Below are 26,330 nucleotides of genomic sequence, written 5' to 3'. Positions count from 1 at the left end.
CGGACTGTTCCACTGTGCTCATGCGTTCCCATCAGCCGGTCACCCGCGACCACATCGACTTCGGTCGAGTGTGGTCCGCCTCGTGTTGCCGCTGACCTGGTAGCCGACCGCGTAGACGGCCCGAACTCCCCTTGATCCGCCCATGTTCCGGGCAGCCCGTCGCTTCGCCCCGGCTACCGCAGGACGCTTCGCACGCCTTCACACCGTTCGTCAGTTGCAGCCGCTGCAGCACTCCACACACTGGCAGCACTCGCAGGAACACTCGCAGCATTCACACGCATCACAGCAGTCGCAGTCACAGTCGCCACGGCACCAGCCCTGCCTCGGCTGCCCGGTCCACGGGTCGTGGTACGGGTCGCGGCAGCACAACTGGCATGTGCAGCAAAGCCCGGTCCAGATCGCGCAGCCGGTGAACCAGTCGCGGCGGCGTGGCGGCTCCGGCGGCGGGAACCCGCCGCCGGGCCCGCCCGGCGCGTAGGGATTCTGGTACGGGTCGCCGTGCGGGTTCTGGTACGGGTTGCCGTGCCGCGGGCCGCCGTACGGGTACTCCCGCGGCGGGCCGTACGGGCCGTACGGGCCGCCGGGCGGCGGGTGGGAGCCTTCCACGGGCGGCGTCGCGCAGCGGTGTCCCAGCGTCCCGAAGGCGCGGTCCACCGACCTGGGCAGCTCATGGACGAGCAGCACGTGCGCCAGCCTGGCGTCGGTGAACTCCACCTCGCGCAGCGCGAGTCGCACTCCGTGCACCGCGTCGTCGCACAGCCGCCGCGCCTCGGCGAGGCTGGTTCCGGTCGCGGTCAGCGGGTTCCAGGCGCCGGACCGCTGGTCCGCCGTCAGATCCTGGACGGCGTCCAGCAGATGCGCGAGCCGGCCGAAGAGTCGTCCGGCCTCGGCGAGCGGGGCGCGGTTGCCCGGCCGTCCGGCGAGCACCGCGGTGTGCTCGAAGGCCGCGGCGGTGGCCGTCTCGGCGGGCTCGGTGACGGCCAGCAGCGGGGTGCCGGGGCCCGCCAGCGCCTCGATGCCGGTCTGCCGGTCCACCGCGTCCACCAGGACCGCGGTGTCGAATCCGATTCCGGCGCCGACGGAGGCGCCCCTGCGGTCCCAACTGCCCGCCACCCGGCGGGCGGCGGCGGCCACCGGGCGACGCCCCAGCAGCCCGTCACGGTCGGCGATGTGGTCCCGTACCTTCGCCGAGGCCAGGACGAGGGAGACCGCGGCGGCCAGTCGGGCGCCCTCGCCCTTGGCCACCGGGGCGGTGCGCATGCCGCGCAGCGGGCAGGGTCCGGCGGTGCGCCGCCAGTCGCCGGAGCGCTGGGACTGCGCCTCTACCAGGACGGAAATGATCAGCCCGTCGTAGTTGGTGGCGACCCGGGCCAACTGTCCGTGGTCGTCGCGCAACGCGAGGCACAGGCCGCACAGATGGGCCGTCCACGAGGTGGCAAGGCCCTCGGACAGCCGGTGCCGACACGGCCGTATGATCCCGAACAACTCTCCCCCATCAGCCAAAAAGGCACAGTCAACCGCGCGCATTTTTGATCGCGAACAGTCACAACTGGTCGTCGCCGGTCGTGATCGGCCCGTCATGCTACCGGCCACCCGGAACGTGGCCGCGCACGGGAGTGAACCCGGCCCAAGGCGGGAAGGGAAACGCCCGGACGGGCACGAAGGACGGCGATCGATGAGCCATACGGACGCGCACCGTCACCCCGCCGAGAGGCTTGACGGTGGCTTCCTTGCACACCGTCACAATCCGCATTCCTACGATTACCTGACGCATCGCCATGTGCGGCTGTTGCACCAGAACCGTCACGAATCCCCAGTACGGCGGCTTTCCACTTGGCGCATCATCCGCATCATGGACGACCATAGGAGGGCGGACGGTACGGACCGCGCGTGAGAGGAGGCGTCCATGGGTTCGGTGCGGAAGGCCAGCGCATGGCTTGGACTCGTCGACGAAGGCGACGACGAGCGCTACTACGACGAGGAGTACACGGACTACACCGAGGGGCCCGAGTCCAGCGAATGGGTCACCGACCCGCGGGTGCGGGTCGCCGCGGTCAGCGCCGAGGAGCAGGGCCAGCGGATCGCCACGGTCACCCCGGACGGCTTCCGGGACGCGCGCGGCATCGGTGAGTTGTTCCGGGAGGGCGTGCCGGTGATCGTCAACCTCACGGCCATGGAGTCGGCCGACGCCAAGCGGGTGGTGGACTTCGCGGCAGGTCTGACCTTCGGCCTGCGCGGCTCCATCGAACGGGTGGCGACCCGGGTGTTCCTGCTGACCCCCGCCGACTACAGGGTGGTTGACGGTGCGGCGGGCAGCCGCTCCTCGGACGGCTTCTTCAACCAGAGCTGAAGGGGCAGGCCAGGGGGCCTGCCCCAAAGGGGCTCGGGGCTCGCGCCGCCGCGCCCACCGCGGGTCGTGGCCGCTTCGGCACCGCCGGTCCCCGACGCGCGGCCACTCACCGTCCCGGCGCCAGAATGCCCCGAGACGGCACCCGCGGTACCCGTCCGCCCGGGGCCCCGGGGTCTTGCCCCGGGATTGAGCCCCGCGCCCCCGCAGACCTAGCGGAACGCGTCCAGTCCGGTGAGGGCCTTGCCCAGGACCAACTGGTGCATCTCCACGGTGCCCTCGTACGTCAGGACACTCTCCAGGTTGGTGGCGTGCCGCATCACCGGGTACTCCAGCGAGATCCCGTTGGCTCCCAGGATGGTGCGCGCGGTGCGGCAGATCTCGATCGCCTCGCGCACGTTGTTGAGCTTGCCGAAGCTGACCTGCTCCGGGCGCAGCCGCCCGGCGTCCATCCGGCGGCCGAGGTGGTGGGCGAGCAGGATGCCCTTGTGCAGTTCGACGGCCATGTCGGCGAGCTTGGCCTGGGTGAGCTGGAAAGCACCGATCGGACGGCCGAACTGCTCCCGTGACCTGGCGTAGTCCAGCGCCGACTCGAAGCAGCTGCGGGCCGCGCCCATCGAACCCCAGACGATGCCGTACCGGGCGTGGCTCAGACAGCTCAGCGGCCCGCGCAGCCCGCTGACCTCCGGCAGCACCGCGTCGGCGGGCAACCGCACGTCGTCCAGGACCAGTTCACTGGTGACCGAGGCGCGCAGGCTCCACTTGTGCCTGATCTCCGGCGCGGAGAAGCCGGGTACGTCGGTGGGGACGACGAAACCGCGGATGCCCTCGTCAGTACGGGCCCAGACCACCGCCACCCCGGCCACCGAACCGTTGGTGATCCACATCTTGCGCCCGGTCAGCACCCAGTCGGTGCCGTCCCGCTTGGCGTACGTGGTCATCCCGGCCGGGTCGGAGCCGTGGTCGGGCTCGGTCAGGCCGAAGCAGCCGATCACCTCTCCGGCGGCCATCCGCGGCAGCCACTCCCGCTTCTGCGCCTCGGAGCCGTAGCGGTGGATCGCGTACATCGCCAACGAGCCCTGGACCGAGACCAGCGAGCGGATCCCGGAGTCAGCGGCCTCCAACTCCAGGCAGGCCAGCCCGTACTGGACGGCGCTGGCCCCGGCGCAGCCGTACCCGTCGAGGGACATGCCGAGCGCCCCGATAGCGCCGAGTTCGCGGGCCAGCTCGCGGATGCCGGGCAGTTCACCGCGCTCGTACCACTCGGCGATGTTCGGCAGCACCCGGTCGGCGGCCCAGCGGCGCACCGTCTCCCGCACCGCGCGGTCCTCGTCGCTCAGCAGGTCGTCGAGACCGAGCGGGTCGAGCGGGTCGAAGGACGGCGGCGCGCCGCCACTGCGGCCCGCCCGGCCACCGCCCTCGAACGAGGAGCCGCGCTCCACTGCCATACCGGTGCTCCTTGGGACGGTCGATCGTCGCTGATCGATCTTTCCTGGTCGCCGCTGACGCTACGGCCGCGTCCGCCCGTCGTAAAGACCCTCAAGGTCAGCGCCCTCGGCCTGCGCGCACGCCGTCGTCTCGGCGCTACGCGGCAGGCGGAGCGCGACGAGCGCGCCGAGCAGCAGCAGTACGGCGCTGGCGGACAGGGTGAGGTGCAGCCCGTGCACGAAGGAGCCGCGGGCTGCGGAGCGCAGTGCCTCGCCGGTACCGCCGCCGATCCGGTCGGCCACCTCGTACGCCTCGCCGAGCGAGTGCGCCGCCTCGTTGCCGGCGGCGGCCGGAACGCCGGGGACGCCGTGGACGCCGGGCGCGTACCCGGCGTTCATCACGCTGCCGAGCAGTGCGATGCCCGTTCCGGCACCGAGTTGGTAGGAGGTCTCACCGATCGCCGCGGCCCCGCCCGCCTGGGCTGCCGGGGCGTCGCTGAGCATCGACTCGTACGCCCCGAACAAGGTGGTCTCCAGCCCGAAGCCGAGGGCGACGAACGCGGTGGTGAGCAGCCAGGGGCGGTCGTGCTGTCCCATGACGGTCAGCGACAGCACGGCGCAGGCGGTGAGCACGAAGCCGAGGCAGACCATGAGCCGCGGCCCGAGCCGGTGCAGCAGCCGCGATCCGGCGAGCCCGGCGGCCATCGCGGCGAGGGTGAGCGGCAGCAGCCGCAGCCCGGTCTCCAAGGGGGCCAGGCCGAGCACCAGTTGGAGGTACTGGACGGCGATCAGCTCAAGGCCGACCAGCGCCAGCATCGCCAGCACGATGCAGCCGACCGAGGTGCTGAACGCGGGCCTGGCGAACATCCGCATGTCCACCAGCGGGTGCCGCAGCCCGCGTTGCCGTCGTACGAACAGCCAGAGCAGTGCCACCCCCACCAGCAGCGGAACGATCACCACCGGCTGGTACGGCGTGGCGCCGCCGCCGAGCCGCTTGACGCCGAGGATCACCCCGAGGATGCCCAGCGCCGCCATCCCGGCCCCGAGCACGTCCCACGGCCCGTCGTGCGCGCCGGTGGACTCCGGCAGCAGTCGGCGGGCAACCGGCCAGAGCACCGCCAGCAGCGGAATGTTGACCAGGAAGACCGAGCCCCACCAGAAGCGTTCCACCAGGAAGCCGCCGAGCACCGGTCCGACCGCCGCGCCGACCGCCGCGATCGCGCTCCACAGACCGATGGCCAGCGCGCGTTCCCTGCGGTCGGGGAAGACCTGCCGCAGGATCGACAGCGTGGCGGGCATGATCATGGCGCCGCCGACGCCCAGCAGCGCGCGGGCCGCGATCAGCACGGCCGGGGTGGTGGCCAGCGCCGCGACCGCGGAGGCGGCGGCGAACAGCCCGTAGCCCACCAGCAGCACCCGGCGGCGGCCGACGCGGTCTCCGAGGGTGCCGAAGAGGATGAGCAGGGAGGCGGCGGCGAGCGGATAGGCGTCGACGATCCACAGCAGGGCTATCGCGCTGGGGCGCAGGTCCTCGCTGAGCGAGGGGACCGCGACGTGCAGCACGGTCGCGTCGAGCGCGACGAGCAGCAGGCTGACGCAGAGCACGGCCAGGATCGTCCAGCGGTTGGCGGGGCCGGTAGCCCCGCCGGTGTCCGGACGCGGCCGTCTGGCCCGTGGGACTGCGGCCGCCGTCGGGGTGCCGACCGTGGTCGTCCCCGTCATCCATGCACCTCCACTGGTGTGCGCTCGCGCCCCGCGTGCGACGCCGCCCGGCGCCCGCGCCCGGTTGGCCGCGGCACCCGGCGAAATGGGGCGGGTGAGCCGCCAGGGTACGCGAGTGGGAGGGCCCGGCTTCCGGCGCAGGACGCCTTCCCGGCGCGACCATCGGCTTCCGGCCAGCGGTGGGGGTGCGCGGCGGGTGGCCTTGGTCACACTCAGGAGTCACCCCGCCGCCCCCGCACGTTGACCCGGTGTTGGCCTTCCCAGGTTAAGGATCTTGAAACGGAACGCGACCAGCGCCCAAACCTGACGGCGCATCAGATTTAACCTGGCTCCGGAAAATCACCCGTCCCCATTCCGGGGATTGCGCGGAAAACAGCGGACTGAAATTCGGAACACCACCGCAACGGCACCGCTCAACCACGTCCAGAAGAAGTGGAAAATGTGAGCTGCCCGACATCCGTGACTGTTGCCACATCACATCGTCATCACAAAAAGGCCCGTTCGGCCAAACACAGCCGTCACACGCTGTAACGTCGATTGTGTGCGTACTGACCGAATCCTCGCCGCCCCGGCGCCACGGCTAGAGCCGCCGCGGCCGGGCGACCACGAGGTCCCAGGGATGAGCCGGACACGCCGGGTGCTGTTCGGCACCACCACGGTGGCCTACGCGGCCATAGTCGCGGCCGTGCTCGGCACGTCCCGGCTGGTGCGGCTGGACTGGCAGGTCATGCTGTTCCGGCCGTACAAGCAGTGGCCCCAATTCCACGCGTTCCTGGACTACTTCGTGGTCCTCGGGCAGCGCGGCCCGACAGCCGTGATGGTCGCGGCGTGGCTGGGCTGGCGCACCTGGAAGCAGCGCTCCCTGCGCCCGCTGCTGGTACTCGGCACCGCGCTGCTGCTTCTCAACATCACGGTGGGCGCGGTCAAGTACGGCCTGGGCAGGCTCGGCCCGCACTACGCCACCACGATCGGCTCCGCCGAACTGTTCAAGGCCGGCGACATATTTCCCTCAGGGCACACCGCGAACGCGGTGGTGACCTGGGGGATCCTTGCCTATCTGGCCACCACGCCGCGGGCCAGGCGGGTGCTGTCGGTGGTCAGCGCGATGCTCTCGCTGGGCGTGGGCATGACCACGATCTACCTCGGTACGCACTGGGTCAGCGATGTGCTCAGCGGCTGGTGCGCGGGGCTGCTGGTGCTGCTTGCGCTGCCCTGGTTCGAGCCGCTGATCAGCCGCGCCGAGCAGTGGCTGCTGGTGAAGTGGACGCAGTTGCGGTCCCGTTGGCTGCCGACGCCGGTCACGGTCTCGCCGATCGCCGCCCGCTCCGGCGTCATCCCGCCGCGCGACGCCGCGGACGACGCCCCGCTGCTCCAGCCGGTCGGCGCGGGCGCCCCCGCCCGCCCCACCGCCGCCACCGCCACCGCGACCGCCACGGCCTCCAGGGCGGCGCACCACGGCATGCGCGGCCACATCGCGCGCCATGACCGGGCGACGGTCCCCGCGCCCGGCAACCGCCGCCCACCGCACGTCGAGCGGGCGGCCCACCCGGCCACCCATCGCGGCCGGGGCAACCAGGGCTGAGCCGAAGGACGCAGCACACGAGAGGTCGACGGCCCGCGGGGAGCGGTACGCACAACTCCCCCGCGGGCCGTCGGCGTGTTCGGGCTCAGCCCGCCCAGCAGCGGGTCACCACGCCGTCCTGGACCGTGAGGTTCAGCCGCCCGGCGAGGTACTCCAGGGTGATCACCGCGTCCGGTGGCAACGCCCGTACCGTCGTCCAGCCGTGCCGGGCGGCGGTGCGCTCGGCCTCCTGCGCGGGCATGCCGACGTACTGACCGAGGTCGTCCTCGGGGACCGGACCGGGGGTCGGTGAGGGTGCCATGTCCGCCACCGTACGGCCCCTCGGCTGGCGCCGCCGAGGGGCGGACCGGTGGCATCGTCACGCTTCTGTCACAGTGCGCGTCGCGGTGTTTGCCGCCCCGGCGCCCCTCACTCAGCGCCGCCGCGCCCTCCGCGAAAAACACCGCCACGCCCGCCAGAAATCATCCGTGCACCGGCCAGCCGGTTTATCCGGAAGGCTGTTGCCAGCACCTGCCACGCAATTTCAGAAGGGCATGCGGAGTTAATCGCCAACACCAAGCGGAATGGCTGGAACGGAACCCACTATTCCTCCACACCGCCCCCTCGCTGTTCACGTGTTCACAACGCGGACCGGCCCTGGGCAGGCCGCCCGCCCAGCGCGGCAAGCTCCTCATCGGTCAGCAGCCGCGACCGGATCAGGAAGCGGTGGCCGGTGGGCGCCTCCAACGAGAACCCGCTGCCGCGCCCCGGCACCACGTCGATCGTCAGATGCGTGTGGCTCCAGTACGCGAACTGGTCCCGCGCCATCCAGACCGGCACCGGGACCGTGCCGGGCACATCGAGGTCCCCCAGGTGCACATCGGCCTCCCCGACGAGGAACTCCCCCGCCGGGTAGCACATCGGCGAACTGCCGTCGCAGCAGCCGCCCGACTGGTGGAACATCAACGGGCCGTGCGACTCCGCGAGGCGGCGCAGCAGCCGCGCCGCCTCCTCGGTGCACCCGACCCGGCACGCCTTGGCCGTGCCCATCAGAACAGCCCGAGCCCCTGCGGGGCGTAGCTCACCAGCAGGTTCTTGGTCTGCTGGTAGTGGTCCAGCATCATCTTGTGGCCCTCCCGGCCGATGCCGGAGTTCTTGTAGCCGCCGAAGGCCGCGTGCGCGGGGTAGGCGTGGTAGCAGTTGGTCCACACCCGGCCGGCCTGGATGGCGCGACCCGCCCGGTACGCGGTGTTGCCGTCCCTGGTCCACACGCCCGCGCCCAGTCCGTACAGCGTGTCGTTGGCGAGCGAGATCGCCTCGTCGAAGCCCTCGAAGGGGGTGACCGCGACGACCGGGCCGAAGATCTCCTCCTGGAAGATCCGCATGCTGTTCTGGCCCTCGAAGATCGTCGGCGCCATGTAGTAGCCGCCGGAGAGCTCACCGCCGAGGTCGACGCGTTCGCCACCGACGAGCAGCTTGGCGCCCTCGGCGGCGCCGATGTCGACGTAGGAGAGGATCTTCTCCAGCTGGTCGTTGCTGGCCTGGGCGCCCACCATAGTGTCGGTGTCCAGCGGGTTGCCCTGCCGGATGGAGCGGGTCCGCTCCAGGCAGTCGCTGAGGAAGCTGTCGTAGAACGCCTCCTGGATCAGCGCCCGGGACGGGCAGGTGCACACCTCGCCCTGGTTGAGGGCGAACATGGTGAAGCCCTCCAGCGCCTTGTCGTAGAACTCGTCCGGCTCGCGCGCCACGTCCGCGAAGAAGATGTTGGGGCTCTTGCCGCCCAGCTCCAGGGTGACCGGGATGATGTTCTGGCTCGCGTACTGCATGATCAGGCGGCCGGTGGTGGTCTCCCCGGTGAAAGCCACCTTGGCCACCCGGGAGTTGGCGGCCAGCGGCTTGCCCGCCTCGACGCCGAAGCCGTTGACGACGTTGACCACGCCAGGCGGCAGCAGGTCCTGGATCAGCTCGATCAGCACCAGCACCGAGGCCGGGGTCTGCTCCGCGGGCTTGAGCACCACCGCGTTGCCCGCCGCGAGCGCGGGCGCCAGCTTCCAGGCAGCCATCAGGATCGGGAAGTTCCACGGGATGATCTGGCCGACCACGCCCAGCGGTTCGTGGAAGTGGTAGGCCACGGTGTCGTCGTCCAGCTGCGCGATCGAGCCCTCCTGCGCCCGGATGGCGCTGGCGAAGTACCGGAAGTGGTCCGCGGCCAGCGGAAGATCGGCGGCGAGCGCCTCCCGGATCGGCTTGCCGTTGTCCCACACCTCGGCGACCGCGAGCTGGGTCAGGTTCTGCTCGATCCGGTCGGCGATCCTCCCGAGCACCGCGGCCCGCTCCGCCGGTGCGGTACGGGCCCAGGCGGGCGCCGCCGAGTGGGCGGCGTCCAGGGCGAGTTCGATGTCGGCGGCGGTGGAGCGGGCGACCTCGGTGAACGTCTGTCCGGTGACCGGGGTCGGGTTCTCGAAGTACTGGCCGGCGGCGGGGGCGGTCCACTCGCCGCCGATCCAGTTCTCGTACCGGGAGCGGAAGGTGACGGCGCTGCCGGGTGTGCCAGGTGCCTGATAGACCGTCATACGGCTGCCTCCTTGGGGGTTCGGGCGCGCGGGGCGGCCCGGACGTTCCTGGATGGAGCGACGTTCCTGGGTCGACCGCACGCTACCCCCGGTCCGCCGCCTCGGCCATGAGCTGGTACGGATCGCGCCAAGGGACGGTTCGCCGACGACCGGTCGGCGCTACGGGAGTTGAGCGCTGACCCGCCCCCGGGGCGGTACGGCGCCGCAGGACCCCGGCAGACAAGTCGCTCGCCGTCGCGGTGGGTTCGTACCCCCGCGACGGCGAGCGGATGTGGCGATTCCAGCCGGACGGATCAGACGTTGAGGCGCTCTCCCGGCATGATCAGGTTGGGGTTGTCGCCGATGGCCTTCTTGTTGGCGGCGTACAGGTGCTGCCACGTGGTGCCGTGGGCCGCCGCGATGCCGCTGAGCGTGTCGCCGGAGGCGACGGTGTAGTCGCCGTGGCCCGACTCGGTGGTGCGGGTGGCGGACCTGGTGGTGCTCGGCGCTTCCTCGCTGCGCTCGGTGGGCGCCGGCTTGTAGGTCTTGTGGCCGCTGGTGTGGCTCGCGCCGCTGGACCGCGGCGCCGACTCGGTGGGCGCGCCGCCGTACGCCCCGGCCTGGGACGAGCAGACCGGCCAGGCGCCCCAGCCCTGTGCGGCCTGCACCCTGCTGGCGACCGCGATCTGCTCCGAGCGGCTGGCCTCGCTGGCGTTCGGCGCGTAGTTCGTACCGCCGTAGGCGGCCCAGGTGCTGGCGCTGAACTGAAGGCCGCCGAAGTAGCCGTTGCCGGTGTTGATGTGCCAGTCGCCGCCGCTCTCACAGCTCGCGATGCGGTCCCACACACCAGAGTCGGCGGCCTGCGCCTGCCCCGCGCTGACCGCGACCGCGGCCAGGGGTGCCACGACAGCCGCCCCCGCGAACATGGCGGCCCGCGCCCTGCGGCGCAGCCCGGTCGCGGTGTTGGACGTCACTGCGTGCTTGCGGCGCTCCGGATGTCCGGACATGAATCCCCTTCTCAACGGACCCGGGCTTCCCCCTGTCGTGCCAACGGGACGTTCACCGGACGCGTTCGCGCCCCGTGCCCGTCCCGCCCGTCCGCCGACCGCGCTGACGCGCCGTCATCCTCCGTGCGGACTGCCCGGGCGGTGCTCTGTGCACACGGCCGCCGAATCTAGGGAGCACAAGCCGCTGATATCAACCAATGCCCGTTCTGCCCAGGCCAGTTGGCTGTTACCAGAGGTAACAGCCGCTGTTTCGCGCCGCTTTGATGGCGTTTCATCCCGATACCGCGCAGCGGAACGCAACCTTCCTGTGAGGTTCTTCACGCGTTCACAAGCGTGTACAACGTCACAAGATCTACACGGAGTAAGGGATTCCGGGAGGCCGATCACCCTACGCATACGACTAGTTGAACCCGCCCCAGTCCGCGCGTGACCCCTGCCACAGATGGCCCGTTGTCACTGCGAGCCGGGAAACTCCGGGCTCGCGCCGAACGCACCCCCGAGGAGTCACCCCGTGCCGCCCATGCTCGATGTCAGCGACGATGTACGCGCCGAGATCGGCGACGAGGAGGCCGCCCGCCTGGCGTCAGGCGAGAACGCACCTGGCCCGTACGACTGCACCTCCTGCCGCACCCCCGGCAACACCGACCATGAACGCACCAGCACGGTGCTGTTCGTCGGCGAGGAGACCGCGGTGCTCGCCTTCGCGCACGCCAGATGCATCCCGTCGCAGGTCGTACCGGTCTCCGAGGAGCAGCTACAGGTCGCCGTGCGCAGCATCACCGGCGAGACCACCGCCACCGAGCCGCCGCAGCAGCCGCCCGCCTCAGTCCAGCCGACCCCTGAGGAGCAGGCCGTCCTGGGCATCACCTGCGGTCTGGTGCTCTGCCAGGACAACCTGCACCCGGCGCTGGTGGTCGAGCCCACCAGCCCGGTGGCCCGCCCGGGCAACTCGTCCCACGACGAGTTCCTGGTCCTGCTCGGCGAGGCGGGCTTCCACCCGGTCGGCAACCTGGAGATCCCGCCGCCCGAGCTGGCCGGCTGGTCCGTGCTGATGGCGATGGGCAAGCTGCACGCCGTCCTCCAGGGCAGCCCCAACGCCGCCAACGCCTCCGCCTGGTGGCAGGCGCACCAGCCGCTGCCGGTCAGCGAGGGCTGGCGCAGCGCGGCCAACCGCAGCAACAAGGTGTTCGTCTACGCCGCGCCGGCCGGCACCATCGGCCGCCAGCCGCGCGAGGACCTGTTGCGCGACGCGCTGGACCGGGCGGCGAGCACCGGTCGGCTGGTCGGCGGCACGATGCCGCTCGCCGGTACCTGAGCCAGCCGATCGCCACGAAGGCCGGAGTACCCCGTTCGGGGGTACTCCGGCCTTCGTCGTGCCCGATTGGCCCTCGTCATACGACTTTTGCCTAGGGAAGGGTCATTTCGCCCCGTACGGCCCGCATCTCGGACGTACGGGAATCGTTGGTACATACGTGCACACCTATGACACCTTCTCCCGAGTCCCGTACCAGAGCCACATCCCGCCGATGCGCTCGCCGCACGACTCGCTCGCGGGCTCGGCCACCCCGATCTACGACGCGCTGTACTCCGAGTACCGACGGATGTTCCGGGCGCTGCCAGGCGACCGCACCGGCGAGGAGGAACTCCAGTTCGACGACGGTCGCCCCTGGCCGCAGCACGAACAGCGGGCCATCACCCAGTCCTACGGCCGCTACCGCGGTCAACTGCCCGCCGCGCTGCCTCCGGGGCAGTCCAATCCGTCCGGGGCCATCGCCCCGTACGACAACCGGATGCGCGGGCGCTGAACGGCGCCCGCGCATCGCGGGGGGCGGCTACTTCTTGCGCCCGCGCTTCTCGCGCACCCGCACCGAGATCTGGATCGGGGTGCCCTCGAAGCCGAACTCCTCGCGCAACCGGCGCTCGATGAAGCGGCGGTAGCCCGCCTCCAGGAAGCCGGAGGCGAACAGTACGAACCGCGGCGGCTTGGTCCCGGCCTGCGTGCCGAACAGGATGCGCGGCTGCTTGCCGCCGCGGATCGGGTGCGGATGCGCGGCGACCAGCTCGCCCAGGAAGGCGTTGAGACGGCCGGTGGGAATCCGGGTCTCCCAGCCCGCGAGCGCGGTCTCGATCGCCGGAACGAGCTTTTCCATATGGCGCCCGGTGAGCGCTGAAACGTTCACCCGGGGCGCCCACTGGACCTGCACCAGGTCCTGCTCGATCTCCCGCTCCAGGTAGTACCGGCGCTCCTCGTCCAGCTGGTCCCACTTGTTGTAGGCGATCACACAGGCCCGGCCCGCGTCGACCGCCATCGAGACGATCCTGGTGTCCTGTACGGAGAGCGTCTCGCTGGCGTCGACCAGGATGACCGCCACCTCGGCCTTCTCCAGGGCCGCGGCGGTGCGCAGCGAGGCGTAGTAGTCGGCGCCCTCGGTGAGGTGGACACGACGGCGGATACCCGCGGTGTCCACGAACTTCCAGGTCTTGCCGCCGAGTTGGATCAACTCGTCCACCGGGTCGCGGGTGGTGCCCGCGAGTTCGTTGACGACCACCCGCTCCTCGCCCGCGACCTTGTTCAGCAGCGAGGACTTGCCGACGTTCGGCCTACCGATCAGCGCCACCCGGCGCGGCCCCCCGAGCGCCTCGCCGAAGGTCTGCGCGGGCGCCTGTGGCAGCACCTCCAGCACCGCGTCCAGCAGGTCACCGGTGCCGCGGCCGTGCAGTGAGGAGACCGGGTACGGCTCACCGAGGCCGAGCGACCACAGCATGGCCGCGTCCGCCTCACCCGAAGGGCCGTCGACCTTGTTGGCGCACAGCACGACCGGCTTGCCCGCCCGGCGCAGCAGCTTGACCACCGCCTCGTCGGTGTCGGTGGCGCCCACGGTGGAGTCGACCACGAACACCACCGCGTCGGCGGCCTCGATGGCGAACTCGGCCTGCGCGGCGACCGAGGCGTCAATGCCGAGGACGTCCTGCTCCCAGCCACCGGTGTCGACGATCTTGAAGCGGCGGCCGTTCCAGTGGGCCTCGTAGGTGACCCGGTCCCGGGTGACGCCCGGGCGGTCCTCGACCACCGCTTCTCGGCGCCCGATGATCCGGTTGACCAGGGTCGACTTGCCCACGTTGGGACGGCCGACCACGGCCAGCACCGGCAGCGGGCCGTGTCCGGCCGCGGCCAGGTCGTCGGCCACCTCTTCGAGGTCGAAGCCCTCCTCCGCCGCCAGCTCCATGAACTCGGCGTACTCGGCGTCGCCGAGCGCGCCGTGCTCGCCGTACTCGTCTGTGGTGTCCATGAAGTCTTTCCTCGTCATCCGTCAGCGAAGTGTTCGGGGTTCCTCAGTCGCGCCCGGTGGCGCGCCTGGCGTATTCCAGATGGGCGGTCAGCTGCTTCTGGATGCGGGCGGTGGCGGTGTCCAGCGCGCTGCGGGTACGGCGCCCGGTTCCGTCGGTCGGATCGAACGGGTCACCGAAGACCACGTCGATCCGGCTGCGCAGCGGCGGCAGCGCCGGGATGAGCCGTCCGGCGCGTGCGCTGCCGAGCACCGCCACCGGTACCACCGGCGCGCCGGTGCGCACCGCGAAGTAGGCCAGCCCGGACCGCAATTCGGCGAAGTCGCCGGCGCCGCGGGTGCCCTCGGGGAAGATCCCCAGAACCCCACCGCGCTCCAGGACACCGAGCGCCGCGCTGATCGCGGCCCGGTCGGCGCGGCCGCGGTCCACCGGAAGCTGGCCGATGCCCCGCAGGAACAGACCCAGCGGGCCGACGAACGCCTCCTGCTTGACCAGGAAGTGCACCGGCCGCGGCGCGGTGCCGATCAGCATCGGGCCGTCGACGTTGTGGGCGTGGTTGCCCGCGAGGATGACCGGACCGCTGGTCGGGAACCGCCAGGCGCCGAGCACCCGGGGCCGCCAGCCGCCGTTCATCAGGCCGATGCCGATCCCGCGGCCGACGGCCGCGCCGCGTGGACCGGGGGTCGCGCCGTGCGTGCGCGTCACCGAGCCGCTCGCTTCTCCTCGATCAGGGTGACGACGCACTCGATGACCTGGTCGAGGGTGAGGTCCGTGGTGTCGACCTCGATCGCGTCGTCCGCCTTGGCCAGCGGCGAGGTCTTACGGCCGGAGTCGGCCGCGTCCCGCTTGACCAGCGCGGCCTGGGTGGCGGCGAGGTCGGCCGCCTCCTTGCCGTTCAGCTCGCCGTTGCGCCGGGCCGCGCGCGCCTGGGCGGAGGCGGTCAGGAAGATCTTCACGGTGGCGTCGGGCAGCACCGTGGTACCGATGTCCCGGCCCTCCACCACGATCCCGTTCGGCGCCGCGGCGGCGGCCGAACGCTGGAGCTCCACGAGTCGGGCGCGCACCTCGGGCACCGCACTGACCGCGCTGACCGCCGCGGTGACCTCCTGGGTGCGGATCGGGCCCGCGGCGTCCGTGCCGTCGACCGTGATGGTCGGGGCGGACGGGTCCGTACCGGAGACGATGGTGGGCTTGTCGGCGGCGGTGGCCACCTCGGCCGCGTCGTCGACGTCTATGCCGTTGCTCAGCATCCACCACGTCATCGCCCGGTACTGGGCGCCGGTGTCCAGGTAGCTCAGGCCCAGCTTGGCCGCGACCGCCTTGGACGTGCTCGACTTACCCGTGCCGGACGGGCCGTCGATGGCGACGATCACCGGAGTTTCCACAGCTGGGGGACCTTCCTCGTGCACGGGTGGGAGCAGAACGCCAACGACAAGGTTACCGGCCGCGCGGGCGGTGCCGTCCCGTCGGCCTACTGCCTGATCGACCAGCCGCGCTCGCGCAGCGCGGCGGTGAGCACCGGCACCGCCTTCGGCTCCACCATGAGTTGCAGCAGACCCGTCTGCTGGCCGGTGGCGTGCTCCACGCGCACGTCCTCGATGTTGACCCCGGCCGCACCCGCGTCGGCGAACACCCGGGCCAGTTCGCCGGGCTGGTCGCCGATGAGGACCACCACGGACTCGTACACCGTGGGCGCCGCGCCGTGCTTGCCGGGCACCCTTACCCGTCCGGCGTTGCCGCGCCGCAGCACCCGCTCGATGCCCGCCGCGCCGTCCTGCCGCTTGGCCTCGTCGGCCGACTGGAGGGAACGCAGCGCCTCCACCGTCTCCCCGAGGTCGGCCGCGACCTCGGCGAGCACATCGGCGACCGGCCCGGGGTTGGCGGAGAGGATGTCGACCCACATCCCGGGCTCGGATGCGGCGATCCGGGTGACATCGCGGATGCCCTGGCCGCACAGCCGCACCGCGGACTCGTCGGCGTGCTCAAGGCGGGCCGCCACCATGCTGGACAGCAGCTGCGGGGTGTGTGAGACCAGCGCCACGGCGCGGTCGTGCGCGTCGGCGTCCATCACCACCGGCACCGCACGGCACAGCGCGACCAGTTCCAGGGCCAGGTTGAGCACCTCGGTGTCGGTGCCGCGGGTCGGGGTCAGCACCCACGGGCGGCCCTCGAACAGGTCCGGGGTCGCCGCGAGCGGTCCCGACCGCTCCCGGCCCGCCATCGGATGCGTGCCGATGTACTGCGACAGGTCGCATCCGAGCGCCTCCAGATCGCGCCGCGGACCGCCCTTGACGCTGGCCACGTCGAGGTAGCCGCGGGCCAGCCCGGCACGCTGCGCCTCGGCGAGCGTCGTGGCGACGTGCGCCGGAGGTACCGCGATGATCGCCAGGTCCACCGGTCCCTGCGGTGCGTCGGTGGTTCCGGCGCCGAGCGCGGCGGCGGTACGGGCGGCGTCCGGGTCGTGGTCGCTGAGGTGGACGGTGACCCCACGGCTGGCCAGGGCCAGGGCGGCGGAGGTGCCGATCAGTCCGGTGCCGATGACGGCGGCGGTTCGCATGGCGCCATTTTTCCACTGCGCCGTTCCGGGGGTCGTTTCGGTCCTACCCACGCGGGCTTCGGGCGCCGCGTCCGGTAGAACGGTGCGCATGATCTTCCATGTGGTCCCGCTGGACGACTGGCTGCGCGTCCCGGAGCGGCCGTACGCGCCGCCGTCCCTCGCCGAGGACGGCTTCGTGCACTGCTCGCCCGACGAGTCCACGGCGCTGGCGGTGGCCGACTCGTTCTACCGGGACGCGGTCGGCCCGCTGATGGTGCTGCTGATCGACGAGGACGCGCTGGACTCCCCGGTGCGCTGGGAGCCACCGGCGGGCACGCCCCCGCCGGGCACCGCGCCCGCGGTCCTCTTCCCGCACGTGTACGGCCGGATCAACCGCACCGCGGTCGCCGGAATGCTGGAGGTGGAACGGGACGCCGAAGGACGGGCCCTCAGCCTCAAGCTCTGGTCCTAGCCGGACGGGCTCGGCCGGTCCTTCGCCGGGGCGCGGCTTGGCCGCGGGGCGAACCCGCGGCCCGGCGCGCCCCGGAGGCGTCCTACAGGCCGACCTCGTTCATCAGCATGCCGACCTCGGTGTTGGTCAGCCGGCGCAGCCAGCCGGACTTCTGGTCGCCGAGCGCGATCGGGCCGAAGCGGGTGCGCACCAGCTTGTCGACGGGGAAGCCCGCCTCGGCGAGCATGCGGCGCACGATGTGCTTGCGGCCCTCGTGCAGCGCGACCTCGACCAGGTAGTTCTTGCCGGTGTTCTCCACCACCCGGAAGCTGTCGGCGCGGGCGTAGCCGTCCTCCAGCTCGATGCCTTCCTTCAGCCGCCGGCCCAGGTCGCGCGGGAGCGGGCCCTGGATGGCTGCGAGGTAGGTCTTGGTGACGCCGTAGCGCGGGTGGGTCAGGCGGTTGGCCAGCTCACCGTGGTTGGTGAGCAGGATGATGCCCTCGGTCTCGGTGTCCAGTCGACCGACGTGGAACAGCCGGGTCTCGCGGTTGGTGACGTAGTCGCCGAGGCACTGGCGGCCGTCCGGGTCCTCCATGGTGGAGACCACGCCGGCGGGCTTGTTGAGCGCGAAGAACAGGTACGCCTGGGTGGCCACGGTGAGCCCGTCGACCTTGACCTCGTCCTTGTCCGGGTCGACGCGCAGGCCCTGCTCGGTCACGATCCTGCCGTTGACCTCCACCCGGCGCTGCTCGATCAGCTCCTCGCAGGCGCGGCGGGAGCCCATGCCCGCTCGGGCCAGCACCTTCTGCAGCCGCTCACCCTCCTGCTCGGCGCCGGGGAAGGTCTTGGGCAGCTTCAGCTGCGGCTTGTCGTGCCGGGCGCGGTTGCGCTCCTCGATCTGGGCGTCGTACTCGCGCGGCCGGGCCGGGGCGCTCCTGCGGCCCTGGGCGGCCTTCTTGCCGGCGCCGGGCTTACCGCCCTGCCTGCCGGATCCGGCGGTACCGTTCCCGCCCACGTCGTAGCGGCGCTCCTCGGGACGGGGGCGACCGGCGCGCTTGGACTTGTCGTCGCGCTGGTTGCCCGCTCCCCGGTAGTTCCGGTTTCCGCTGTTCCTGCCGCTGCTTCGCATCAGTGTTCCGTACTCGAGGTCGTGTCGGGTGCGTCCGGGTCGAACGACGGAACCCCCTCCTGGGACTCCGCTTCGACGGCGTCCGCCTCCGGGAGGAACGGAGCGAGCTCGGGCAGCTCGTCGAGGCCGCGCAGGCCCATCCGCTCCAGGAAGTAGTTCGTCGTCCTGTACAGGATCGCACCTGTCTCGGGTTCCGTCCCAGCCTCCTCCACCAGACCGCGCTGGAGCAGGGTGCGCATCACGCCGTCGCAGTTGACCCCGCGCACCGCGGAGACCCGGGAGCGGCTGACCGGCTGGCGGTACGCGACCACCGCGAGGGTCTCCAGCGCGGCCTGGGTGAGCCGGGCCTGCTGGCCGTCGAGCACGAACTTCTCCACCGCGGGCGCGAACTCGGGCCGGGTGTAGAACCGCCAACCGCCCGCGACCAGCCGCAGTTCGAAGCCGCGCCGGTCACGTGCGTACTCGTCGGACAGCTCGCGCAGCGCGTCGGCGACCTCGCGGCGCGGCCGTTCCAGCACCTTGGCCAGGTGCTCCTCGGTGGCGGGCTCGTCCACCACCATCAGCACCGCCTCAAGCGCCGGCTTCACGTCGAGGTCGGCGACGGACGGCGGTGCCGCGGGCGCCTCGTGCTGCTCAGTCATCGCGGCCATCCTTCCCTACCCCCGGTTCCTGGTCGAACTCGTCGGTGACCAGCGGCTGTCCGGTGCCCTCGCCGCCCGTCCAGCGGACCTGGAGGACGCCCAGCGCCTGCTCCTGGTCCAGGGCGACCGCCTTCTCCCGGTACAGCTCCAGCAGCGCGAGGAAGCGTGCGACCACGGTGAGGGTGTCGGCGGCGTCGACGGTCAGTTCCCGAAACGACGCCGCGCCCAGCTCGCGCAGCCGGGCGATGACGATGTCCGCCTGTTCGCGCACGCTGACCAACGGCGCGTGGATGTGCTCGACGTACACCGTCGGCCGGGGCTTGGGCTGCATCGCCTTGACGGCCAGCTTGGCGAAGCCCTCCGGGCCGATGCTGAGGGCCACTTCGGGCAGCAGCTCCGCGTGGTGCGGCTCAAGACCTACGGTACGCGGGTAGCGCAGCCCCTCGGCTGCCAGGCGGTCGGCGAGGATCTCCGAGATCCGCTTGTACGCGCGGTACTGGAGCAGCCGGGCGAACAGCAGGTCGCGCGCCTCCAACAGGGCCAGGTCGGCCTCGTCCTCGACCTCGGCCGCGGGCAGCAGCCGCGCCGCCTTCAGGTCCAGCAGGGTGGCCGCGACCACCAGGAACTCGGTGGCCTGGTCCAGGTCCCACTCGGCGCCCATCGCGCGGATGTGCGCGATGAACTCGTCGGTGACCTTGGACAGGGCGACTTCGGTGACGTCCAGCTTGTGCTTGGAGATCAGTTGGAGCAGCAGGTCGAAGGGGCCCTCGAAGTTCTCCAGCCGAACGGTGAACCGGCCGTCCGGGGCGGCCGGTTGGGCATCGCGGGAGGCCTCCGGTGCGGCGGGGGCGGGCAGTTCGACGGGGTTGGAGGGCGGTTCCGCCGCGGTGGGGGGCGTCGGTTCCGTGGTCCCGGGAGATACGGGTTCCGGTGCGGTCGGGGGCGTTCCGGGGGGCGTCGGGTCCGGTGCGGTCGGAGGCGCCGCTTCCGTGGGGCTCGCCTGCTGCGGAACGGTGTCCGTCGCCCGGCCCGCTTCCGTCGGCGCAAGCGGCTCGGCCAGGGCGGTGCCGGAGTCGGCATGCGGCGGGGCCTGGTGCGCCGCTCCTCGGCCCAGCGGGCGGCGGGCGGGGCGGTCAGCTGCGGTCATCGTGTTCCAACAGGGCGGAGCGGGTGGGCGGCCGAACCGGCACCCTACCCAGGTTCGCCCCGCGATGTCGCGTTTCGCGGTGGGGTCCGGCGGCCAGCCCCCGGAAAACCTCCGTACCGCCCAGCGCGTCAGCGTCCGCGCAGGCGGCGGACGAGGATGCTCGCGTCTCCGCGCGATTCCAGGTCGGCCAGCACCACGGCGACCGCCTCACGCACGATACGGCCGCGGTCCACGGCGAGGCCGTGTTCACCGCGCAGCACCAGCCGGGCGTGTTCGAGGTCCATCAGCTCCTCGGCGGAGACATAGACCGTGATCTTCTCGTCGTGCCGTTCCCGGCCGCTGGGACGGCGGTTGGGCGCGCCGCGCCGCCGACGCTCCGGCGCTGGGTGCTCCTGCGGTGGGCGGCGCTGCGCCGGGGTGGTCGGGCTGGGCGCCTCGGGCGCGTCGGAACGTGCGTGTTCGGCCGCGGTCGTGGCGTTGGGGGCGGGCTGCTCGCGGCGGGTGCGTTCGGTGTGTTCCGCCGTGCCGTCGCCGTCGGGCGCGTCCTCGTCCGTGTGGCGCGCGGCGGCGGTACCGTCCTCGTCGGCCGCCGGTACCGGGCGCAGCCGGTCGGCGGACGGGGAAGCAGTGGCGTCACCGTTGTTGTGCTGCCGGGGAGTTGACGGCTGCAGCGCCATTCCCCCGGTGGTACGGAACAGTTCGTCGGCTCCGGGCAGACTCACTCGGCGTGGCACCGGGCGAGCACCTCCCTGGCGAGCTGTCGGTACGCGGCCGCGCCAACGGAGTTGGAGGCGTAGGTCGTGATCGGCTCGCCGGCCACCGTGGTCTCCGGGAAGCGGACGGTGCGGCCGATGACGGTGTGGAACACGTGGTCGTCGAACGCCTCGACGACGCGGGCCAGCACCTCGCGGCTGTGCACGGTGCGCGAGTCGTACATGGTGGCCAGGATGCCGTCGAGTTCGAGCTCGGGGTTGAGCCGTTCGCGGACCTTCTCGATGGTCTCGGTGAGCAGCGCGACTCCGCGCAGCGCGAAGAACTCGCACTCCAGCGGAACGATCACCCGGTGCGCGGCGGTCAGCGCGTTGACGGTCAGCAGACCGAGGGACGGCTGGCAGTCGATGATCACGTAGTCGTAGTCGGCGACGAGCGGCTTGAGCGCGCGCTGGAGTGTCGACTCGCGGGCCACCTCGGAGACCAACTGCACTTCGGCAGCTGACAAATCGATATTGCTGGGCAGCAGGTCCATCCCGGGCACGGCGGTCTTCAGCAGCACCTCGTCGGCGGCCATGCCGCGTTCCATGAGCAGGTTGTAGACCGTCAGGTCCAGCTCCATGGGGTTGACGCCGAGGCCGACGGAGAGCGCGCCCTGCGGGTCGAAGTCGACGAGCAGGACCCGGCGCCCGTACTCGGCGAGCGCGGCACCCAGATTGATGGTCGAGGTGGTCTTGCCGACCCCGCCCTTCTGGTTGCACATCGCGATGATCTGGGCCGGTCCGTGCTCGTTCAGCGGGCCGGGGATGGGAAAGTACGGCAGCGGGCGGCCGGTTGGGCCGACGCGCTCACGGCGCTGCCGGGCGGCGTCCGGGGCGAGGGTGGCCGCGTACTCGGGGTCCGGCTCGTATTCCGCGTCCGGATCGTAGAACTGACCGTCCTGAAGGTCTTCCTCGTATGACGACATGGCGTGTGTTGCTTGCGTCTCCGTGCTCGAATCGGTCCGGCGTGCCTCGAAGGTGCGGACGGCAACGGAACCAACGGCTCCAAGTCCAACCGGGCTCGGACCCTGAACGGTCATTCCTGGTTGACCACCCCCGGGAGCAAATGTCGACTCATTCACAAGTCGTCTTACCTCCTTGGTGACCAGGAAACTTCTCAATAGGTCAGCGTGACACCATGCCGACGGTTGGCGACTCTATGGCGTGTCGGCCGTTCGCAGCAACACAATCCACCGGACACGGCACGATGTGTCGGCAACCGAACACCCCGATGTCAAGGGCGTAAGGAGCGCAACCGGGATCTTTCGTGGGTGGGCGAAACGGTAAAACAGTTATGTTCCGGGCCAGTTACGCTATCAACGAAACCATCCCCACAAAGCCCATGGGAAGTGGACCGGCCGGACCTTGTTGGACAAGGCCCGGCCGGTGACACGGTTTTGATGCAGGTTGACGGGATGTGCTCGCCAACTGACTGCTACTGCAAGCCCCGACAGCAGCCGGGGCCGAGGGGGCGTGGTCAGCCCAGCAGCGTGCTGAGGTCGATCGACTCCAGCCCGTGCGCCTCGGCGACGGACGGGTAAACGACCTGGCCCTCGTGGGTGTTGAGGCCCTTGGCCAGCGCGGCGTCCCGGCGCAGCGCCTCGCGCCAGCCGCGGTTGGCCAGCTCGATGATGTACGGCAGCGTGGCGTTGGTGAGCGCGTTGGTGGAGGTGTTGGCCACCGCGCCCGGCATGTTGGCGACGCAGTAGAAGACCGAGTTGTGCACCTGGAAGGTCGGCTCGGCGTGCGTGGTGGGACGCGAGTCCTCGAAGCAGCCGCCCTGGTCGATCGCGATGTCGACGAGGACGGAGCCCGGCTTCATCCGCGAGACCATCTCGTTGGTGACCAGCTTCGGCGCCTTGGCGCCCGGGATGAGGACCGCGCCGATGACCAGGTCGGCGTCGAGGACGGCCTTCTCCAACTCGTAGGAGTTGGAGACGACGGTCCTGACCTTCGTGCCGAAGATCCGGTCGGCCTCGCGCAGCTTGTTGATGTCGCGGTCGAGCAGGGTCACGTCGAAGCCCATGCCGACGGCGATCTGCGTGGCGTTCCAGCCGGAGACGCCACCGCCGATGACGACGGCCTTGGCGGGAGCCACACCCGGGACACCGCCCGGCAGCACGCCGCGGCCGCCGGAGTGGCGCATCAGGTGGTAGGCGCCGACCTGCGGGGCGAGTCGACCCGCGACCTCGGACATGGGGGCGAGCAGCGGCAGCGCCCGGTTGGCCAGCTCCACGGTCTCGTAGGCGATGGCGGTGGTGCCGGACTCCAGCAGGGCGTCGGTGCACTCGCGGGAGGCGGCCAGGTGCAGGTAGGTGAAGAGGGTCTGGTCCTTGCGAAGGCGGTGGTACTCCTCCGCGATCGGCTCCTTGACCTTCAGCAGCAGGTCCGCGGTGGCCCAGACCTCGTCGGCGGTGCCGAGGATGCGCGCGCCGGCCGCGAGGTACTCCTCGTCCGTGATGGAGGAGCCGGTGCCGGCGCCCTGCTCAACGAATACCTGGTGCCCGTTGCGCACCAACTCGTGCACCCCGGCCGGGGTGATGGCGACCCGGAACTCGTTGTTCTTGACTTCGCGGGGGATACCGACCTTCACGTCGATCACGGTCCTTGGCTCAGAAAGAGATGCAGATGCCTGTCCGGACATGGCGCGCTATAACGTCACACGCCGGACCTGACCGCGTTGCCCGCGGCTGGGTCAAGTCTAATGAAGGAAGACGCGCTGTCTAGCCTTACAAAGTGACTATTTTCGCCGACGGCATTGGCAGATTCGTAGGTGTGGTGGTCCGGTTACGGACGGACACTCCCCCGGCCGGATCACTGGTCACCGGGGCCACCACGCTCTGGTCCACGGTCCAGCAACTCCTCCGCCGCCGCCCGCTGCAACCTCGCCCCGGCCGGATCGCCCAGCCGTTCCAGGGTGTCGGCCATCCGCAACAGCACCGTGCCCTCCACCGGCGCGTCCGCCGCCTGCCGCGCCCAGTGCAGTGCGTCCCGGTAGGTGCGCAGCGACTCCTCCGGCTGCCCGGCGACCTCCTGCACCCCGGCCGCCTCGCCCAACGCCATCGCGTACCCGGACACGTCACGCAGTCTGCGGTGAGCGGCGCCAGCCGCCCGCCACTCGCGCAGCGCGGCCGGGTACTGACCGGTGCGGGTGTGCAGCCGCGCCAGCCGGGCGTGCAGCCTGGCCTGCTCGGCGAACTCGCCCCGGGACTGGCGCAGCGCGAGCGCCCGGCCGTACCAGTCCGCCGCGCGCTGCGGATCGTCCAGTTCCAGATAGCTGTCGCCCAGCGCCTCCAGCGCACGGCCCGCGGCGAAGCCGTCGTCGCCGGACCTGGCGGCGTCCAGTGCGGTGCGGTAGCGCTCCAGTGCCTGCTTCGTTCGCCCGGCGGCGGTGTCCAGATCGGCGAGGTTGATCAGCGCGGCGGCCTTCTGCCGAGGCAGCGCGCGCCGCTCGGCGACTTCCAGCAGCAGACCGTGCAGCTCGTACAGCTCCGGCAGCGCCTCGGTGTCGGCGCGGTGCGCGTCCAGCGCCCTGATCAGCCCGGCGATCAACCGCTGTGCCAGCGTGTCGAGTTCACCGTCGGCCACCGCGGCACGCGCGGCGGCCAGCAGCACCGGCAGCCGCCCGGCCAGCCAACCCGCGGCCACCGCGGGCGAGCCGAACCGCAGCGGCCGGGGCAGTTCCTCGACCTTGCGGCGGGCCGGCGAACCGACCGGTTCCGCGGCGGCCCGGCAGGACTGCAACCGCCGCACGGTGCGCTCCAGCATCCTGGCCCTGGCCAGCCGTACCTCGGCCGGGCGTTCGTCCGCGTCCAGCCGCTCCCGTAGCAGCGGGCGCAGGCAGCCCGGAACGCGGTACGGCGTGTCCTCCTCGGTCAACTCCCTCGGGCCGAGCGGGACTTCCGGGTTCAGCAGTCCGTAGTCGAGCAGTTCCCGCAGCACCGCCTTGGCGGTGCTCAGCGGGAAGCCCGCCAGCGCGGACGCGGTGTGCGCGTCCACCACGCCGTCCGGCGCCAGCGCCAGCAGCCGCACCAAGCGGGCCACCGGTTGCGGCAACCCGCTCAGCACCAACTGGAAGGCCTGGTCGACGGGCGTCCGGGGGGCGCCGTCCCCGGGAAGCGCGTGCAGCGCCTTGACCGCGTCGGTCACCGACATCCCCGGCCGGGCGGTGAGCCATCCGGACGTCAGCCACAGCGCGGTGGGATCGCCCCCGCACTCCGCGGCGAGCGCCTCGGCGGCGGTGGGGTCGCAGGTGACCCGCGTGGAGCCGACGAGCGCGGCGAGCAGTTCGACCGACGTGGCGGAGTCGAGCCCGCCCAGGGTGCACGGCCGCACATCCGGGATCGCCGCGAGCGGCCCCTCGGAGGTGGCGATCACCAGGCCGCCGCCCGGCGGCAGCAACGGCAGCACCTGGTCGGCGGTCACCACGTCGTCCAGCACCATCAGCGCCCGGCGCCCGGCGAGCGCGGTACGCAGCACGGCGACCGGATCCTCGGCCTCCGCCGCGCCGTCCGCCACGGCACCGGTCTCGCCCAGCGCCCTCAGCACGGTACGCGCGACGCGGATGGACGGCACCGGCTCGCCGTCACCGCCGGTCAGCCGTACGAAGTACCGGCCGTCGGGGTACTGGTCGGCGACCTCGTGGGCGAGCCGCACGGCCAACGCGGTACGGCCGGAGCCCGGGCGGCCCGCGACCAGCAGCACCCGACAGCCACCGTGGTCCTTGCCGCGCAGCGCGGCGAGCCCGGGGCGGCCGATGTCGGCGCGCAGTTCCCGTAGCTCACGGCGGCGTCCGACGAAGTACGACGGCACCGCGGGCAGCGCACAGGCTCCTGTCCGTACGGTCAGCGCGCGATCCGCCACGGGGCCACACTCCCGTTTTCTGTGTCACGCGGCGCATGCCGCGCGTACACAGGAGGATACGAGCCCCTTCCCGGGGCGTTCGCCGCAACCCGCTGTGATGATCACTCCATCGGATCATGGGGGTTCATGCCCAGCGCCACCTGCGGGTGATCTCGGATTGTCGGGGGCTTCGCCCGCTCGGCACCCGGGAGGGACGTCGAGGGCTTCGCCCTCGAACCCCCGTCAGAACGGGCGGGCGGGCCACGGGGCATCGGCTGGGCGCAGGGCGTCCACACCGTCGCCGTTCAGCACCGCCTGGAGGGCCAGGACGCCAACTGCCAGGCAGGAGTTGTGGAGTTCACCAGCGATCACCCCGCGCACCAGCTCGTCCAGCGGGACCCGGGCGTACTCGAACTCGGCCTCCTCCGCCGAGGCCGCGAACCGCTCGCCCTCGGCGTCCGCGAGATCACGGGCGAGGAAGATCCGGATCGCCTCGGTCGAGCCGCCCGGCGTGCTGTAGATGTCCACCAGCACCCGCCAGTCCGCCGCCTTGACGTGCGCCTCCTCGTACAGCTCCCGCTGCGCGGCGTGCAGCGGATGCTCGCCGGGCACGTCCAGCAGCCCGGCCGGAAGCTCCCACAAGCGCTGCCGCACCGGATGCCGGTACTGCCGCAGCACCAGCACCCGGCCGTCCCCGTCCAGCGCGACGACGGCGACAGAGCCGGGGTGGGTCTGGTAGTCGCGTCGGGCGGTGCTGCCGTCGGGCATCGTCACCAGATCGCTGCGCACACCGGTCACCCGGCCGGTGAAAGGAGTCTCGGTGGCCGAAACCGGCCACTCCTCGGAGATGTCGTGGATAACGGAATCATGCATGGATCTTCGGTTCCTCCGCGATCGGGGTGGAACGGCGGTGCCGGGGCGACCACGC

General features: G+C 71.5%; 24 protein-coding genes. 5 read left to right on the top strand and 19 right to left on the bottom strand.

The annotated features are described in order from the left end of the window. Positions 1-210: 210 nt before the first annotated feature. A complete protein-coding gene (locus O5O46_RS16380; RefSeq protein ID WP_269856168.1) occupies positions 211-1,485 on the bottom strand; it encodes a DUF5685 family protein in 1,275 nt (424 codons plus the stop codon). 421 nt (positions 1,486-1,906) lie between these two features. Here O5O46_RS16380 and O5O46_RS16375 point away from each other — a divergent pair, with 421 nt between their 5' ends. After that, positions 1,907-2,350, top strand: a complete 444-nt coding sequence (locus tag O5O46_RS16375) for a cell division protein SepF (protein WP_269856167.1) — start codon at positions 1,907-1,909, stop codon at positions 2,348-2,350. Positions 2,351-2,559: 209 nt separating this feature from the next. Here O5O46_RS16375 and O5O46_RS16370 read toward each other — a convergent pair whose 3' ends face one another. Together O5O46_RS16370 and O5O46_RS16365 are read right to left on the bottom strand one after the other, a co-directional pair. Next, entirely contained in the window at positions 2,560-3,795 is a 1,236-nt protein-coding gene (locus tag O5O46_RS16370; RefSeq protein WP_269856166.1) for an acyl-CoA dehydrogenase family protein, read from the bottom strand. Between the two features lie 60 nt (positions 3,796-3,855). After that, complete coding sequence (locus O5O46_RS16365) at positions 3,856-5,496, bottom strand: MFS transporter (protein WP_269856165.1); 1,641 nt, start codon at positions 5,494-5,496, stop codon at positions 3,856-3,858. 541 nt (positions 5,497-6,037) lie between these two features. Here O5O46_RS16365 and O5O46_RS16360 point away from each other — a divergent pair. Next, positions 6,038-7,078, top strand: coding sequence for a phosphatase PAP2 family protein (locus O5O46_RS16360; RefSeq protein ID WP_443072549.1), 1,041 nt, complete (start codon positions 6,038-6,040; stop codon positions 7,076-7,078). 85 nt (positions 7,079-7,163) lie between these two features. Here the strand turns inward: O5O46_RS16360 and O5O46_RS16355 are convergent, their stop codons facing one another. The 4 genes from O5O46_RS16355 to O5O46_RS16340 all read right to left on the bottom strand — a co-directional run bounded on the left by O5O46_RS16355 (position 7,164) and on the right by O5O46_RS16340 (position 10,616). Then, positions 7,164-7,379, bottom strand: a complete 216-nt coding sequence (locus O5O46_RS16355) for an I78 family peptidase inhibitor (RefSeq protein WP_269856163.1) — start codon at positions 7,377-7,379, stop codon at positions 7,164-7,166. Between the two features lie 317 nt (positions 7,380-7,696). Next, positions 7,697-8,107, bottom strand: coding sequence for a DUF779 domain-containing protein (locus O5O46_RS16350; RefSeq protein ID WP_269856162.1), 411 nt, complete (start codon positions 8,105-8,107; stop codon positions 7,697-7,699). Continuing rightward, positions 8,107-9,630, bottom strand: coding sequence for an acetaldehyde dehydrogenase ExaC (gene exaC, locus O5O46_RS16345; RefSeq protein ID WP_269856161.1), 1,524 nt, complete (start codon positions 9,628-9,630; stop codon positions 8,107-8,109). The genes O5O46_RS16350 and exaC overlap by 1 nt, the downstream gene beginning before the upstream one ends. A gap of 293 nt (positions 9,631-9,923) precedes the next feature. Beyond that, the gene (locus tag O5O46_RS16340; RefSeq protein WP_269856160.1) at positions 9,924-10,616 is read right to left on the bottom strand and encodes a LysM peptidoglycan-binding domain-containing protein; all 693 of its coding nucleotides are present in this window, start codon (positions 10,614-10,616) and stop codon (positions 9,924-9,926) included. A gap of 511 nt (positions 10,617-11,127) precedes the next feature. Here O5O46_RS16340 and O5O46_RS16335 point away from each other — a divergent pair. Together O5O46_RS16335 and O5O46_RS16330 are read left to right on the top strand one after the other, a co-directional pair. Beyond that, entirely contained in the window at positions 11,128-11,931 is an 804-nt protein-coding gene (locus tag O5O46_RS16335) for a hypothetical protein (RefSeq protein WP_269856159.1), read from the top strand. A 157-nt stretch (positions 11,932-12,088) separates the two neighbouring features. Then, positions 12,089-12,421, top strand: a complete 333-nt coding sequence (locus O5O46_RS16330; RefSeq protein ID WP_269856158.1) for a hypothetical protein — start codon at positions 12,089-12,091, stop codon at positions 12,419-12,421. 27 nt (positions 12,422-12,448) lie between these two features. Here O5O46_RS16330 and der read toward each other — a convergent pair whose 3' ends face one another. The 4 genes from der to O5O46_RS16310 all read right to left on the bottom strand — a co-directional run bounded on the left by der (position 12,449) and on the right by O5O46_RS16310 (position 16,461). Beyond that, entirely contained in the window at positions 12,449-13,906 is a 1,458-nt protein-coding gene (gene der, locus O5O46_RS16325; RefSeq protein WP_269856157.1) for a ribosome biogenesis GTPase Der, read from the bottom strand. 43 nt (positions 13,907-13,949) lie between these two features. Then, positions 13,950-14,537, bottom strand: a complete 588-nt coding sequence (locus O5O46_RS16320) for a lysophospholipid acyltransferase family protein (RefSeq protein WP_269856400.1) — start codon at positions 14,535-14,537, stop codon at positions 13,950-13,952. Positions 14,538-14,605: 68 nt separating this feature from the next. Continuing rightward, positions 14,606-15,289 (bottom strand): (d)CMP kinase, encoded by a 684-nt coding sequence (gene cmk / locus O5O46_RS16315; protein WP_269856156.1) that lies wholly within the window; start codon positions 15,287-15,289, stop codon positions 14,606-14,608. An 86-nt stretch (positions 15,290-15,375) separates the two neighbouring features. Then, on the bottom strand, positions 15,376-16,461 hold the full coding sequence (locus O5O46_RS16310) for a prephenate dehydrogenase (protein ID WP_269856155.1): 1,086 nt from the start codon (positions 16,459-16,461) through the stop codon (positions 15,376-15,378). 88 nt (positions 16,462-16,549) lie between these two features. Between O5O46_RS16310 and O5O46_RS16305 the strand changes: the two genes are divergently transcribed. Next, positions 16,550-16,912 (top strand): DUF952 domain-containing protein, encoded by a 363-nt coding sequence (locus O5O46_RS16305; RefSeq protein WP_269856154.1) that lies wholly within the window; start codon positions 16,550-16,552, stop codon positions 16,910-16,912. Between the two features lie 82 nt (positions 16,913-16,994). Here the strand turns inward: O5O46_RS16305 and O5O46_RS16300 are convergent, their stop codons facing one another. The 8 genes from O5O46_RS16300 to O5O46_RS16265 all read right to left on the bottom strand — a co-directional run bounded on the left by O5O46_RS16300 (position 16,995) and on the right by O5O46_RS16265 (position 26,275). Beyond that, complete coding sequence (locus tag O5O46_RS16300) at positions 16,995-18,020, bottom strand: pseudouridine synthase (protein ID WP_269856153.1); 1,026 nt, start codon at positions 18,018-18,020, stop codon at positions 16,995-16,997. Continuing rightward, positions 18,020-18,661, bottom strand: coding sequence for an SMC-Scp complex subunit ScpB (gene scpB / locus O5O46_RS16295; protein WP_269856152.1), 642 nt, complete (start codon positions 18,659-18,661; stop codon positions 18,020-18,022). Before scpB ends, O5O46_RS16300 begins: the two co-directional genes overlap by 1 nt. Next, positions 18,654-19,808, bottom strand: a complete 1,155-nt coding sequence (locus O5O46_RS16290) for a segregation and condensation protein A (protein WP_269856151.1) — start codon at positions 19,806-19,808, stop codon at positions 18,654-18,656. The genes scpB and O5O46_RS16290 overlap by 8 nt, the downstream gene beginning before the upstream one ends. 128 nt (positions 19,809-19,936) lie before the next feature. Beyond that, on the bottom strand, positions 19,937-20,542 hold the full coding sequence (locus tag O5O46_RS16285) for a hypothetical protein (protein ID WP_269856150.1): 606 nt from the start codon (positions 20,540-20,542) through the stop codon (positions 19,937-19,939). After that, positions 20,527-21,600 carry a ParA family protein gene (locus tag O5O46_RS16280; RefSeq protein ID WP_269856149.1) on the bottom strand — a complete coding sequence of 358 codons (1,074 nt, stop codon included), beginning with the start codon at positions 21,598-21,600 and terminating at the stop codon, positions 20,527-20,529. The genes O5O46_RS16285 and O5O46_RS16280 overlap by 16 nt, the downstream gene beginning before the upstream one ends. A 437-nt stretch (positions 21,601-22,037) precedes the next feature. Beyond that, positions 22,038-23,153, bottom strand: coding sequence for an alanine dehydrogenase (gene ald, locus O5O46_RS16275; RefSeq protein ID WP_269856399.1), 1,116 nt, complete (start codon positions 23,151-23,153; stop codon positions 22,038-22,040). Between the two features lie 221 nt (positions 23,154-23,374). After that, positions 23,375-25,423, bottom strand: a complete 2,049-nt coding sequence (locus tag O5O46_RS16270) for a tetratricopeptide repeat protein (RefSeq protein ID WP_269856148.1) — start codon at positions 25,421-25,423, stop codon at positions 23,375-23,377. Between the two features lie 222 nt (positions 25,424-25,645). Next, positions 25,646-26,275, bottom strand: coding sequence for an NUDIX domain-containing protein (locus O5O46_RS16265; RefSeq protein WP_269856147.1), 630 nt, complete (start codon positions 26,273-26,275; stop codon positions 25,646-25,648). Positions 26,276-26,330: the final 55 nt, after the last annotated feature.

Source organism: Streptomyces sp. RPT161, from assembly GCF_027533845.1.
In the GTDB taxonomy this organism is placed as follows: Bacteria; Actinomycetota; Actinomycetes; order Streptomycetales; family Streptomycetaceae; genus Streptantibioticus_A; species Streptantibioticus_A silvisoli_A.
The sequence above is the reverse complement of the archived record's forward strand: the minus strand, read 5'-3'. Positions and strand labels throughout refer to the sequence as shown.

Excerpts from the sequence above, each read along its gene's own strand:
- O5O46_RS16375 (WP_269856167.1), top strand. The coding sequence starts at position 1,907 with ATGGGTTCGGTGCGGAAGGCCAGCGCATGGCTTGGACTCGTCGACGAA.
- O5O46_RS16370 (WP_269856166.1), bottom strand. The coding sequence starts at position 3,795 with ATGGCAGTGGAGCGCGGCTCCTCGTTCGAGGGCGGTGGCCGGGCGGGC.
- O5O46_RS16365 (WP_269856165.1), bottom strand. The coding sequence starts at position 5,496 with ATGACGGGGACGACCACGGTCGGCACCCCGACGGCGGCCGCAGTCCCA.
- O5O46_RS16355 (WP_269856163.1), bottom strand. The coding sequence starts at position 7,379 with ATGGCACCCTCACCGACCCCCGGTCCGGTCCCCGAGGACGACCTCGGT.
- O5O46_RS16350 (WP_269856162.1), bottom strand. The coding sequence starts at position 8,107 with ATGGGCACGGCCAAGGCGTGCCGGGTCGGGTGCACCGAGGAGGCGGCG.
- exaC (WP_269856161.1), bottom strand. The coding sequence starts at position 9,630 with ATGACGGTCTATCAGGCACCTGGCACACCCGGCAGCGCCGTCACCTTC.
- O5O46_RS16340 (WP_269856160.1), bottom strand. The coding sequence starts at position 10,616 with ATGTCCGGACATCCGGAGCGCCGCAAGCACGCAGTGACGTCCAACACC.
- der (WP_269856157.1), bottom strand. The coding sequence starts at position 13,906 with ATGGACACCACAGACGAGTACGGCGAGCACGGCGCGCTCGGCGACGCC.
- O5O46_RS16320 (WP_269856400.1), bottom strand. The coding sequence starts at position 14,537 with ATGAACGGCGGCTGGCGGCCCCGGGTGCTCGGCGCCTGGCGGTTCCCG.
- O5O46_RS16310 (WP_269856155.1), bottom strand. The coding sequence starts at position 16,461 with ATGCGAACCGCCGCCGTCATCGGCACCGGACTGATCGGCACCTCCGCC.
- O5O46_RS16305 (WP_269856154.1), top strand. The coding sequence starts at position 16,550 with ATGATCTTCCATGTGGTCCCGCTGGACGACTGGCTGCGCGTCCCGGAG.
- O5O46_RS16300 (WP_269856153.1), bottom strand. The coding sequence starts at position 18,020 with ATGCGAAGCAGCGGCAGGAACAGCGGAAACCGGAACTACCGGGGAGCG.
- scpB (WP_269856152.1), bottom strand. The coding sequence starts at position 18,661 with ATGACTGAGCAGCACGAGGCGCCCGCGGCACCGCCGTCCGTCGCCGAC.
- O5O46_RS16290 (WP_269856151.1), bottom strand. The coding sequence starts at position 19,808 with ATGACCGCAGCTGACCGCCCCGCCCGCCGCCCGCTGGGCCGAGGAGCG.
- O5O46_RS16280 (WP_269856149.1), bottom strand. The coding sequence starts at position 21,600 with ATGACCGTTCAGGGTCCGAGCCCGGTTGGACTTGGAGCCGTTGGTTCC.
- O5O46_RS16265 (WP_269856147.1), bottom strand. The coding sequence starts at position 26,275 with ATGCATGATTCCGTTATCCACGACATCTCCGAGGAGTGGCCGGTTTCG.